Below are 12,615 nucleotides of genomic sequence, written 5' to 3'. Positions count from 1 at the left end.
GACTATTTTACTTCCTCAGGCTTTTTCTCAATCGGATTAGCATAATTCGCTAAACCGTAATTGGTGCTTTGGCTCTTCATTGGCTCTTTCACGTGCCATTCAAACTCATCTCTAAAGTGTCTAATTGCACTCGCTACTGGCCAAGCCGCCGCATCACCTAATGGACAAATGGTATTGCCTTCGATTTTACGTTGAACATCCCATAATAAATCGATGTCCTCCATCGTACCATGTCCATGCTCCAGCTTGTGCAAGATTTTCTCCATCCATCCAGTTCCCTCTCTACAAGGAGAACATTGTCCACAACTTTCGTGGTGGTAGAAACGAGAGAAATTCCAAGTGTTACGAACGATACATTGATCTTCATCAAAAGCAATGAAACCACCCGAACCTAACATCGTTCCTGTAGCAAAACCACCTTCAGAAAGTGATTCGTAACTCATTAAACGAGGCTCGCCATTGGCATATTTCAAGGTTAAGTTAGCTGGCAAAATTGGCACCGAAGAACCACCAGCAACCGTTGCTTTCAATCTTTTTCCGTTAGCAATACCACCGCAATATTCGTCAGAATAGATAAATTCTTCTACGGGCACGCCTAACTCTATTTCGTAAACTCCTGGTTTCACTAAGTTCCCAGAAGCTGAAATCAATTTTGTTCCTGTGCTTCTACCAATACCGATTTTAGCGTACTCATCGCCACCATCATTGATAATTGGAACTACAGCCGCAATTGATTCTACGTTGTTTACTACCGTTGGACAACCATACAAACCTGCAATGGCTGGGAATGGTGGTTTAATACGAGGATTACCTCTTTTTCCTTCTAGAGATTCTAAAAGTGCGGTTTCCTCTCCACAGATATAAGCACCACCACCTGGTTGAACATAAAGTTCTAAATCATATCCTGTGCCCAGGATATTTTTACCCAACCAACCAGCGGCTTTCGCTTCTTCAATAGCTCTTTCTAATATCCTGATTTGAGGCATCATTTCGCCTCTTACATAGATATATGAGGTATTTGCACCTAAAGCATAACTTGAAACAATCATTCCTTCAATTAAAGCATGAGGAATGTGCGTCATTAAATATCTATCCTTAAATGTACCTGGTTCAGATTCGTCGCCGTTACAAACTAAGTAACGAGGCACGCCTTCTGGCTTAGCCAAAAAGCTCCATTTCATTCCCGTAGGAAAACCTGCGCCACCACGACCTCTCAAGCCCGATTTCTTAACTTCTTCAACAACATCATCAGGAGTTAAGGTCTTTAATGCTTTTTCAACCGCTCGGTAACCGCCTTGTTCACGATAAACGGCTAGCGTGTTGATGCCAGGCACATTGATATGTTCTAATAATAGTTTACGTCCCATTATTTCTTACGTAAATCGTCAATTAATTGATCTACCGATTGCTCGGTTAAGTTTTCATAGAAAGTATATTCAGGACCAATTTGTAAAACTGGGCCAAAACCACAAGCCGCCAAACACTCAACGCCTCTCCAGCTGAATAAACCATCAGCCGTCACTTCACCTTCTTTAACTCCTAACTTTTGCTCGATATGATCCATAATTTTTTCGGCGCCAACTAAGCAACAAGGCCCAGTACGACAAACCTCCAAAACATATTTTCCTTTTGGTTGCAAAAAGTACATGGTGTAAAAACTGGCCACTTCATATACTTCAATAGGCTGAATTTTAAGGTATTCTGCAACTTTATCCATTGCAGGAACGCTAGTCCAACCATATTCAGCTTGTACCAAATGTAATAAAGGCAGCAAAGCCGATTTTTGCTTTCCTTCTGGATAACGCTTCACTATTTCATCAAATTTGGCTAGCAAAGCTGATGAAAATTCTACAGGCTGTGTTTCTTCTACTTTAAGCATCTAATTCTCCTGCAATAATGTTCATACTACTCATGTTGATAATGGCATCAGACAATAACATGCCCTCGCTCATTTTCGCATACATTTGGTAGTTAATAAAACTTGGTCTTCTAAAGTGCAAACGATAAGGGCTTCTACCGCCATCATTGATCAAATAAAAACCAAGCTCTCCGTTGCCACCCTCTACAGCGTGGTAAACTTCAGCTTTAGGAGCATCAATTTCGCCCATCACAATTTTAAAGTGATAGATCAATGCTTCCATATTGTTATACACTTGTTCTTTTCCTGGCAAGTAAAAATCAGGAACGTCGGCATGAAAAACACCTTTAGGCTCTGATTTTATTTTCTCTAGCGCTTGCTCGATAATGCGTACACTTTGCCACATTTCCTCGTTACGCACCAAATATCTATCAAAAATATCTCCGCTAGTACCTACTGGTATTTCGAAATCAAAATCTTGATAAGATGAATAAGGCTCACTTACACGAACATCATAATCAATACCTGTAGCACGCAATAATGGGCCAGTCCAGCTGTAGCTTAACGCAGTATCTGCAGTCACTTCTGCCACGCCTTTGGTACGATCAATGAAAATACGGTTACGGTTAAGCAAACTCTCGAACTCTCTTAATGCCGCTGGAAACTCTTTTAAAAATTTATTGATTTTAGCAAATGCAACTTCATTAAAATCCCTTTCTAATCCGCCTATACGTCCAATATTGGTCGTTAAACGGGCGCCACATATCTCTTCAAAAATCTCGTAAATATGCTCTCTGTATTGGAAAAGATAAAGGAAAGTAGTGGTTGCACCTGTATCTTGGGCAATAATGGTATTACAGATGATGTGATCGGCAATACGTGAAAGCTCCATGATAATCACCCTCAAATAATCTACCCTTTTAGGGATTTGGATATTCAAGAGTTTCTCAACCGTCATGTGCCAGCCCATGTTGTTAATAGGCGACGAGCAATAGTTCAAGCGGTCGGTTAGTGGCGTAATTTGATAAAAAGGACGGTGTTCCGCAATTTTTTCAAAAGCCCTATGGATATATCCAATGGTAGAAACTCCACTGACTATACGCTCCCCATCCATTTGCAGCACGTTTTGGAAAACACCGTGCGTAGCCGGATGAGTAGGCCCTAAATTTAGAGTTACCAACTCACTTTGAGGATCGTTATCTGTATATACTGGTTGATTGTGACTCATAACTATCTACCAAAAAATTCGTCTTTTTTATCTACCCTGTTAGGGTCTTCCAATGGATATTGTTTAAGCATTGGGTGTACAGTCATCTCGTCCACATTCAAAATCCTTCTCAAATCAGGATGCCCTTCGAACTTTACACCAAAGAAATCGTAAGTCTCTCTCTCCATCCAATTGGCGCCATTCCACAAAACAGTGGCACTGGCAATTTTTGGATCCCTTTCGTTTAAGAAAACTTTTAATCTAACCCTAATACCACTTACCATGCTATGCAAGTGATAAACCACAGCAATTTGCTCTTTTTCGGGATAATGTACCGCAGTGATATCGGTAAGGAAGTTAAAATTGATTCGGCCATTTTCTTTTAGGAAAGACAGCACGTCAATAACTTTATCCTTAGTGGTGGAAAAGGTCAACAAGCCATAAGGCTCGGAAACATCAAAAAGCTGTTCGCCAAATTTTTCACCTAGCAGATCAACTAATTCAGTATTTGTTGCTTTAGCCATTATTGTATTCCGTAACTCGCTAACAGTTCTTTATATTCAGGAGAATGTCTTCTTCTACCCGATTCATTCTTTACTAAATCTTGGATGCGTTGAAAGCCATCTAAAATAGCTTCTGGTCTTGGCGGACATCCTGGCACGTAAACGTCTACGGGAATAATCTCATCAATACCCTGCAATACCGAATAAGTATCAAAAATACCGCCGCTTGAAGCGCAGGCACCAACAGCCATCACCCAACGAGGCTCGGCCATTTGAAGATAAACCTGTTTCAAGACTGGTCCCATTTTTTTAGCGATGGTACCCATGACCATTAAAACGTCAGCTTGGCGAGGTGAGAAACTTAATCTTTCGGATCCGAAACGTCCAAAATCATAATGCGAACCCATGGTTGCCATAAACTCGATACCACAACAAGAAGTTGCGAAAGGTAAAGGCCACAACGAATGTGAACGGGCCAAGCCAATTGCCTTGTCTAGAGAAGTAGCGAAAAAGCCATTCCCTTCTATGCCTGGAGGCGCCTCAACTATTTTGATTTCACTCATGTTTATAAACAAAAAAGCTTGTCCAATTATAACAAGGACAAGCAGCAAATTTACAACATTTAGTAGGATTTGGGCGGCATCATCATCATTTAGAAACAATCTAAATAATTTGAATGCAGGCTTCTAATGCCAATCTAATGCTTTCTTTTTTAGGATATAGATGAAGCCCAGTAGAAGTGTTCCCATAAAAACAAACATCTCTATTACCCCATTCCAACCTAACTCTCTAAAGTTAACGGCCCAAGGGTACATAAAAATCACCTCAACATCAAATAACACAAACAAAATGGCTACCAAAAAGTACTTAATAGAGAAGGGCTGACGAGCATTTCCTATTACCTTAATACCCGATTCGAAAGTAGTTAACTTATCGTTAGTTTTTCTTTTAGGTCCTAAAAGATGTGTAGCAAACAAAGTTACTACCACAAACCCTAAAGCTACAATTACCTGAAATATAATAGGAATGAAATCTTGTGCTGTACTTTGTGCTTGCATAACAATAATGATTTGGTGGCAAAATTAAAATAAAAAGGCAGGATTACAAATCCTGCCTTTCCTTTATGACATTAAAAACTACTTTTTAATGGGTGTTTTCTTAACTGGCGTTGCTGGTGCAGTTAAGAATTTTAAGTTATCCAATGCTAGTGCATTTTGAGGATCAATAGCTAAAACTTTATTAAAATATTCTTTAGCTTTTTCTTTATCTGTAACCGCAGCAACAGCTCCCAAGTAATTATATGCTTCAATCAACTGCGTTTTACTAGCTGCTGCTTTCTCTGGCTTAGCAGTTATTAATTCGATATATTTCTCATAATATGGAACTGCCAATTTTTTTGAGTTTTCGGCATCATCAAGGTTTTTACCAATACGTGCTCTAAACAAATAAGCTACTTCATAATCTGGAGCCAATTTAGCTAAACTAGCAAAAGCAGTATCTGCTTTAACTAATATATCCTTACTTGGATTTTTTCCATCTCTGCTGGCAAATGCATAAGTAAAATAGTTAGCCGCACCTAGATAATAATAAGCCATCGCTAGATTAGGGTTCTTTGAATTCACCGTCACTACTTTGCTATAAACTTCTGCTGCTTTAGGGAAGTTTTGAGCTTGGTAATACTTTGCGCCAATAGTTGCTAACTCTTCTACTTTGGTAGAATCTAATTCTACGCCTTTAGCTATATTGATAAATGCTAAACTATCTTGTCCTGTAGCTTGTTGAGCTCTTCCTAAGTAAAGGTAATCTGAACCGATAATACGAGAAGCATCTTGCGTTCTAGCAAATAACTCGTTCATGTATTTAATCCCTTGCTCGAAGTTTTTGTTTTCTACCGCCGAGTAGCCTCTCATCCTAGTTACCACGAAAGTTTTAGGGTTTTTGGGATCAGGTGCATTTAACGTCGCTACTTCTTTCTCTAACGTTGCAAAATCACCAGCATAAACTAAAAACTGTGCATATCGTAAGCGAGAATCAAAAGATTTATCTGTTAAATCTAGATACTTTCTCATGTTCTCTAATGCCTCTGTTTTTTTAGCTGCACCGTTTTTAGGATCAGCGAAAGACCATTGCATTTGAGTTTCAGCAAGCTCTCTATAAGCTGGGCCATAGTTAGGATCAGCGGCAATTACTTTCTTAATTTCAGCTTCAGCTTCTGGGAAAGCGAATGCATCTTTATACATCTTGCCAATTTGTACGTTAGCCCTATACAAGTTAGGATTAATGTCCAAAGCTCTCAAATATTGAGGATAAGCTTCGGTATTTTTTCTTTGCAAAGCATAGTAATCTGCTAAAGCCAAGAAAGTTTCTGGATCCTTATCTTTTGAATCGAGTTCATCTGCTTTTTGCAAATTAGGCAAGGCCTGTGCATAATCTACATTTTTTTGATCAATATATGCTCTACCAATAGCTAAATAAGTAGCGTAATCTTTGGTTTTTAAACCTATTGCTTTATCGAAGTTAGTTTTAGCATTGGTTGCATTACCTTGTGATAAATCTGCTTGACCTAAACCCACAAAGTTCAATGCATTTTTAGGATCTGCAGTAGTACCATTGGTAAACGCCGCTCTCGCCGAATCGATATCATCGGTCAATAGATATACTTTCCCTAAGTTAAAGTAGTTATCTCCTTCTTTAGGCTGATTTGCCACCAAGGTTTTAAGCATTGACGTAGCCTTCTGATATTGCTCAGCATCGATAGCTTTTTTAGCATCAGCTAAGCTTTGAGCAAATGAGGCAGTGCTACCCATCAATAATAAGCCCGTGGCCAAGGCTATGTTCTTCTTAATCATTTTCATTGTCTCCATTTGTTAAAATTAGAAATAACTATTACTGCTTGTTATACAGTGTGCTCTATTTCTCTAAATTGATAAAATAAATTACTTTTTATTATTAGTTTTTAAGGTTAAATTCTCTTTCTGCTATTTTATGAGGTCCTAGACCCGATTTTAGCACTATTAGTTGTCCGCGGGGGCTTGATAACCAAGTTGCAAATCCCGTGCCTAAACCGTTTGTTCCTTCTGCGTTAATGATGTAAACATTCCTCAGCAGCGGATATTTTCCATTAATCAAATTCTCCTGAGTAGGCTTGTAATAGCCATCAGCACCATTTTTATTAGGCAAATTTTTAACTGCCAAAGTTTTTACACCCGACAAGAAGGGCGATGAAACTTTAACATCTTTTAACAACCAATTTACCCCTATTACTCCAATGTAGCCTTTATTTTCTGCCACATACTTAATCACATCGCTGGTTGTTTTAAGTGTATAGACACCTTCTTTTGGCAATTCTTTGATGCCAGCAGAGTCTATAAAGTACCTTATCGTACTTGAGTAGGCGTTATCGAAAACCAATTTTTTACCCGTTTTTGAGTTTCCTCTCATGATATCATAAGCTTGCTCAACGGTAATAGTACTATCTACTTCGCCCTTGTTTACAATTAAGGCCAAACCGTCAATTGCAAATCTATCCGTATAGATACGACTTTGTTTTTGCTTATAAAAATTATCTTCGCCAGGTTTAAGCATTCTAGAAAGCACCAACATCTTCACTTCACCCTTTTTAAACTTGGGCATGATTTCGTTTTCATTTCCAGCAATAACATTTACTGTTGCAGAAGGATAATCAGATTTGAAAATGAAGATCTGATCATCTAGGATTTGAGCGTACGTCTCATCAACCAATATCGTTGTTTTTCCAGAAGTCCGCGACTCGCTAACTGTTTCTTTGTTTGTTTTTCTTCTACACGAAATACAGGCAAATGTCAAGAGGAGTGCGAGCGCCAAAACCGATGCTTTTCTCATTCTGTTTCGTTGTCTCTAATTATTCTAAAAAATCTAATCGTTGCGTAGATGATTAGCACGATACCAAAAGCTACACGGTATTTTTGAGGGAATCTTTGAGGGTCTAAATTCAAAAGTTCACCCCAAAACATCACCACCACGGCTAATGCACAAAAGATGAAAATCATCGCAACCCCTAAAATAAACAGAAATCGCTGTTGAGGCGATTTCTGTCTGAAAGTATTTGAATTAAACATGCTTAACTATTGTTGCAAGCTAAATTTAATTGGGATATTATATTTAACACGCACCGGTTTACCATTTTGCATACCTGGATTCCAACGCTTACTCAGTTTCAAAACACGAACTGCTTCTTCATCGGTTCCATATCCAAGCTTTCTATCGATTTTGATATCAGTTAACGATCCGTCTTTCTCTACTGTAAAAGAAACGAATACGTTACCCTGAATATTGTTCTCTGCAGCCATTGGAGGATATTTAATATTATCGCCCAAAAATTTATAGAACTTATCGATACCGCCTGGGAACATTGGAGGGTTTTCCATACTTACAAAACTGTAAACGGTATTATCCTCAACCACTACTGCTTGTTTCGGACCTTCACCTGCTGCAGTAATTTGAACTACCTCAGCAGTAGGGTCACCTTCAATAGTTTTTTGCCCAGGATCAGCCTTTTTCAAATCCTCAATGGTTGGTGGTTTTTCGTCACGCACCTCGTTATCGGGTTTAACAATCGGAGGTGGAAACTTCACCTGATCTTGTTTCGGCGGAGGTGGCTCTACTGGCGGTGGAGTTTTCACCTCTGGGTTAATTGGTGGAGGAGGTTGCATAACCACCTCGGTCACTGTCTCCTGTGGAGGTTCAGGAACCATCCCTTTCAACAAAGCATACAGCCTTGGTGCAAGGAAAAGGAAGATGAATATTGCCGAAGCAATAAACAGTGATTTAGTGGTGTTCCAAGAATTGGTCTGACGAAGCTCATATGCTCCGTAAGCCTTGTTCTTTTTGGCGAACACAACGTCAATCCATTCCTTATTAAATAAATCTATTTTAGACATTGCTCAATTTTTTATTTGTTATCAACTCGTTATAAAATCCCTTTGGATTTCATAAAATCTCTTTCGCTATCTAAAAGATGCTTAGGATCATCGTCAACAGCTGGAGCATTGATGTTCGTTTTAGTGATATTGATCTCGTCCATGATGTCTACAAAGTTTTTGTAAGTAGCACCATCAGTAGGCTTAACAATAATCACAATATCTCTACCACTTGCATCTTTTACATCCTTCTTGTTCTTTAACAATGAAGCTCTAATATCATTAAAACCTTCAATTGTTGGAGCCGATTTTCCAGCTTCTCCCATATACCAAGCAATTCTATCATTTTTGCCCAATAAAATGGTCATCGTCTGCGACTCTCTAAGCTCAAGCCTGTTTTCGTCCTTTGCATCCTTATCAGGCTTTGCAATATCCATTGCCTGAGGTTTTGATAAAGACGTGGTCAACATGAAGAAGGTAATCAAAAGAAACGCTAAGTCTACCATCGCTGTTAAGTCAACTTTAGTAGAGGCCTTCTTGCTTCTTACCTTTCCACCTTTACCGCCGTCCTTACCGGAGGTATCTAATTCTGCCATTGCTTAATCTCTATTGTGCACCGCCTTCTGACGATGTAATTAAACTAAATTTGTTAATTTTTTGCTTTTGCAATAAGTCAACTACCTTTCTAACGGTCGGATATTCTTCATTGGCATTTCCTTTAATGCTCAAACGCATATCTATTCCGTGTAGCTCTGAAGTAGCATATCTGGCTTCTTTAATCCAATTGAACAATTCATTGTTCGTAGTGGAGTCCATTGGAATGCCCGACTGTATGCCCGACTTTGTGCGTTGCTCTCCGTTCATAGCCAAAAACTGCTTCATATTACCCATTGGTACACCGAAAGCAGAAACTACTGCGAATTTTTTTGCCTCCTCTTCAGAAAACGTTTGGCCATAAAGGTTTCCCATTCTCGCAAGTGTTGCTTTTTTCACATCTTGACCGATGATCTCTAAGAACACTTTACCTTTACCAATACTCACGATAGAGATATCTTTATCAGGCATTTTAAACTGCACTGAAGAAGATGGGGTCGTGATCTCTAGCGGATCTGGCTGGCGAGCGGTGGCTGTTAAGATAAAGAAAGTAAGTAACAGGAACGATACGTCGCACATCGCAGTCATATCGATCGAGGTACTACTTCTTTTAACTTTTGCTTTACCCATAATCTAAATTATTAAATATTCTAACTAATGATGCTATTTGTTCCGGTTTTCCATAAAGCCGGCAAAAGAAAAATAACAATAATTTTATTTATGTGTACTTGCGTAAGTTTGGATGATGCTGAAACCAGCTTCATCAATAGCATAAGTTAATTTATCAATTTTAGAAGTTAGGATGTTATACATGATAATCGCTAAAGTTGAAGTACCGATACCCGTTGCAGTATTGATAAGTGCCTCAGAAATACCTGTTGCAAGAGCGGCTTGGTCAGGAGCACCTGAGTTAGCTAAACCACCGAATGCCTTGATCATACCTGTTACTGTACCTAATAGACCAGTTAATGTACCTACAGAAACTAAAGTAGCAATAATTGTCAGGTTTTGTTCCAACATTGGCATTTCTAATGCAGTTGCTTCTTCAATATCTTTTTGAATAGCTACAATTGATTGCTCAACGTCTAAGTTTGTATCAACTTCTACTTCGCTATATTTTTTAAGACCTGATTTAATTACGTTAGCAACAGAACCTTGTTGTTTATCACACTCTGCAACTGCAGCTTGGATATTTCCTGCGCTTAATAACGATTGAATTTTTTTGATGAAAGACTCTAAGCTTCCTTTACCAGTTGCTTTACCAATAACGATTAAACGCTCAATAGAGAAAACGAATACCATTAAAAGCATACCCATTAGAATAGGCACGATAAAACCTCCTTTAAAAGCCATACCGCCATAGTTTCCTGGGTGAGGCAAATAAGCGTGGGTATCGTCATTATAAAAAGCTAATGATAAAGAGCTGTTAGCTTTAGCCACTTCTTCTGGAATGTTAAAGTTTGTTGGTTTACCTAATACGAAGATAAAAAGGGTTACACCAATGATAATACAGATTGGGATAACTAGGGTAGCAAATAAGTTAGACGCTGTTGCGCTGCTCTCTTTTTTAGCTGGTGTAGGTTTTGGTGCGTTTGCCATTTTTTTAATTTTTAGTTTTAGTACTTGTTTTTAAATTTCTAATGTAAATAAATAAGTTAATACACTCAACGCCGGCATAGGCCGAATTGTTGCGGAAGCAAATTTATAATTTTGATTTAAATTACAAATTAAATATTCACTACACAATTAATTCGTTACTTAGGCCGCCATCGAAAATGCGCATAACTAAAAAAGATTGCCTCGGAGGCAATCTTTTCGCAATTAAAACTAAAAATTTAATCAAATGCAAATTTTTGCAAGAAAAAAAAGCATTAAACGATAATTTCTGCAAGTTTCGGCATTCCCTTTTTCATCTCTTCATCTGCAAATTCTTCGAAATCTTTGAAGTTGTCCAAAAATGCCTGTGCAAGCTCATTCGCCTTTGTATCATAGTGTTGCGGATTGCTCCATGTATTCCGTGGGTTTAAAACCTCCGAAGGTACATTATCACATGTGTTTGGCATAGCTAATCCAAATACGGGATGCTGGCTAAATGCAACATTTTCCAATGCGCCATTCAGTGCCGCAGTAATCATTGCTCGGGTATATGAAAGCTTCATTCTACTGCCCACGCCAAAAGGCCCTCCACTCCAACCCGTATTAACCAGCCATACATTTACCTGATGTTTTTTCATTTTTTCGCCTAGCAACTTGGCATAGGCTGTTGGATGTAGGGGCAAGAAAGCTTTCCCAAAACAAGCCGAGAAAGTCAATTGGGGTTCGGTTACGCCCGTTTCAGTCCCGGCAACCTTAGCGGTATACCCAGATATAAAATGGAACATGGCTTGTCCTGGTGTTAATTTAGAGATTGGAGGAAGCACTCCAAAGGCATCAGCAGTTAAAAAGAAGATGTTCTTTGGAATTGGTGCGATAGATGGTTCTAAAGCATTATCGATATGATGCATTGGATAAGCCACCCTGGTATTTTCTGTTTTCTCAATATTGGAGAAATCTACCGTTCTGCTAGCTGGGAAATAATTGATGTTTTCCAACAAAGCCCCAAATTTAATCGCATTAAAAATTTGCGGTTCTTTTTCAGCAGTTAAATCTACACACTTGGCATAGCAACCGCCTTCAAAGTTGAAAATACTATCTTCTCCCCAACCATGCTCATCATCACCTACTAAGGCTCGATTTGGATCGGCAGAAAGCGTAGTTTTTCCAGTTCCTGATAGACCAAAGAAAACAGCTGAATCTCCATCTTTACCAACATTTGCCGAGCAATGCATGGATAGCGTATTTCTTTGCTCGGGCAGTACAAAATTCAATACCGAGAAAATACCTTTCTTAATTTCTCCAGTATAGGCAGTACCGCCTATTAAAATAATCTTTTTTGAAAAATTCAGGATGGAGAAGTTTTCTTGCCTTGTTCCATCTGTTTGTGGATTGGCTAAAAAAGATGGAATAGCTATAATGGTCCATTCAGGTTGCGCTGGCAACTCCTCATTTCCATATCTAAGAAAAAGGTTATTCGCAAATATATTTTGAAAAGCATATTCTGTAATTACCCTAATACTAGTGCTATAGGTTTTATCCGCACAAGCATAGGCATCTCTTACATATACTTCTTTATCCGTTAAATAAGCAAGCATTTTTTGATAAAGTGAATCAAAATGCTGTGTACTTATTTTAATATTGATATCGCCCCACCACACGGTATCGTTAGTAACTTCGTCGCTAACAACAAATCTGTCTTTTGGTGAACGGCCTTTAAATTTACCGGTATCAATGGCTAAAGCGCCTGAATCGGCTAGGGTACCTTCCCCATTTTTGATTGCCTCCTCAACTAACTCTGGCACGCTCAACTGATATTTAAACTGAAGCGAAGCCAAACCCAGATAATCTAACTGAGGCTTTTGGATACTATATTTGGTCATATTTTTGGTTTAAATATCCCGCAAAGCTAAGGAGATATTTATGCAAAAAATGCCATATTTAGATAATTTTTTTACTTAT

Annotated in this window: 14 protein-coding genes; all 14 read right to left on the bottom strand. The window is 38.6% G+C overall.

What is annotated here, in order from left to right:
• Positions 1 to 2: 2 nt before the first annotated feature.
• Positions 3 to 1,367 carry an NADH-quinone oxidoreductase subunit NuoF gene (gene nuoF, locus DUT70_RS13040; protein ID WP_113647795.1) on the bottom strand — a complete coding sequence of 455 codons (1,365 nt, stop codon included), beginning with the start codon at positions 1,365 to 1,367 and terminating at the stop codon, positions 3 to 5.
• The gene (locus tag DUT70_RS13035) at positions 1,367 to 1,879 is read right to left on the bottom strand and encodes an NADH-quinone oxidoreductase subunit NuoE family protein (protein WP_113647794.1); all 513 of its coding nucleotides are present in this window, start codon (positions 1,877 to 1,879) and stop codon (positions 1,367 to 1,369) included. Before DUT70_RS13035 ends, nuoF begins: the two co-directional genes overlap by 1 nt.
• Entirely contained in the window at positions 1,872 to 3,086 is a 1,215-nt protein-coding gene (locus DUT70_RS13030) for an NADH-quinone oxidoreductase subunit D (protein ID WP_113647793.1), read from the bottom strand. Before DUT70_RS13030 ends, DUT70_RS13035 begins: the two co-directional genes overlap by 8 nt.
• Before the next feature lie 2 nt (positions 3,087 to 3,088).
• On the bottom strand, positions 3,089 to 3,589 hold the full coding sequence (locus DUT70_RS13025; protein WP_113647792.1) for an NADH-quinone oxidoreductase subunit C: 501 nt from the start codon (positions 3,587 to 3,589) through the stop codon (positions 3,089 to 3,091).
• Positions 3,589 to 4,131, bottom strand: a complete 543-nt coding sequence (locus tag DUT70_RS13020; protein WP_097133603.1) for an NADH-quinone oxidoreductase subunit B — start codon at positions 4,129 to 4,131, stop codon at positions 3,589 to 3,591. The genes DUT70_RS13025 and DUT70_RS13020 overlap by 1 nt, the downstream gene beginning before the upstream one ends.
• A 123-nt stretch (positions 4,132 to 4,254) precedes the next feature.
• Complete coding sequence (locus DUT70_RS13015; RefSeq protein WP_113647791.1) at positions 4,255 to 4,626, bottom strand: NADH-quinone oxidoreductase subunit A; 372 nt, start codon at positions 4,624 to 4,626, stop codon at positions 4,255 to 4,257.
• A gap of 78 nt (positions 4,627 to 4,704) precedes the next feature.
• Positions 4,705 to 6,432, bottom strand: a complete 1,728-nt coding sequence (locus DUT70_RS13010) for a tetratricopeptide repeat protein (protein WP_240432112.1) — start codon at positions 6,430 to 6,432, stop codon at positions 4,705 to 4,707.
• Between the two features lie 85 nt (positions 6,433 to 6,517).
• Positions 6,518 to 7,429 carry a PstS family phosphate ABC transporter substrate-binding protein gene (locus DUT70_RS13005; protein ID WP_113647789.1) on the bottom strand — a complete coding sequence of 304 codons (912 nt, stop codon included), beginning with the start codon at positions 7,427 to 7,429 and terminating at the stop codon, positions 6,518 to 6,520.
• On the bottom strand, positions 7,426 to 7,665 hold the full coding sequence (locus DUT70_RS13000; RefSeq protein WP_113647788.1) for a hypothetical protein: 240 nt from the start codon (positions 7,663 to 7,665) through the stop codon (positions 7,426 to 7,428). Before DUT70_RS13000 ends, DUT70_RS13005 begins: the two co-directional genes overlap by 4 nt.
• Positions 7,666 to 7,671: 6 nt before the next feature.
• Positions 7,672 to 8,487, bottom strand: a complete 816-nt coding sequence (locus DUT70_RS12995; protein WP_113647787.1) for an energy transducer TonB — start codon at positions 8,485 to 8,487, stop codon at positions 7,672 to 7,674.
• A 29-nt stretch (positions 8,488 to 8,516) separates the two neighbouring features.
• On the bottom strand, positions 8,517 to 9,062 hold the full coding sequence (locus DUT70_RS12990) for an ExbD/TolR family protein (RefSeq protein ID WP_113647786.1): 546 nt from the start codon (positions 9,060 to 9,062) through the stop codon (positions 8,517 to 8,519).
• 10 nt (positions 9,063 to 9,072) lie between these two features.
• Positions 9,073 to 9,690, bottom strand: coding sequence for an ExbD/TolR family protein (locus DUT70_RS12985; protein ID WP_113647785.1), 618 nt, complete (start codon positions 9,688 to 9,690; stop codon positions 9,073 to 9,075).
• 84 nt (positions 9,691 to 9,774) lie between these two features.
• Positions 9,775 to 10,659 (bottom strand): MotA/TolQ/ExbB proton channel family protein, encoded by an 885-nt coding sequence (locus DUT70_RS12980; protein ID WP_113647784.1) that lies wholly within the window; start codon positions 10,657 to 10,659, stop codon positions 9,775 to 9,777.
• A gap of 272 nt (positions 10,660 to 10,931) precedes the next feature.
• Complete coding sequence (gene pckA / locus DUT70_RS12975) at positions 10,932 to 12,536, bottom strand: phosphoenolpyruvate carboxykinase (ATP) (RefSeq protein WP_113647783.1); 1,605 nt, start codon at positions 12,534 to 12,536, stop codon at positions 10,932 to 10,934.
• Between the last annotated feature and the right edge of the window lie 79 nt (positions 12,537 to 12,615).

The organism is Pedobacter chitinilyticus (assembly GCF_003313385.1).
Classification (GTDB): Bacteria; Bacteroidota; Bacteroidia; order Sphingobacteriales; family Sphingobacteriaceae; genus Pedobacter; species Pedobacter chitinilyticus.
This window is presented reverse-complemented; position numbering and strand designations above follow the sequence as displayed.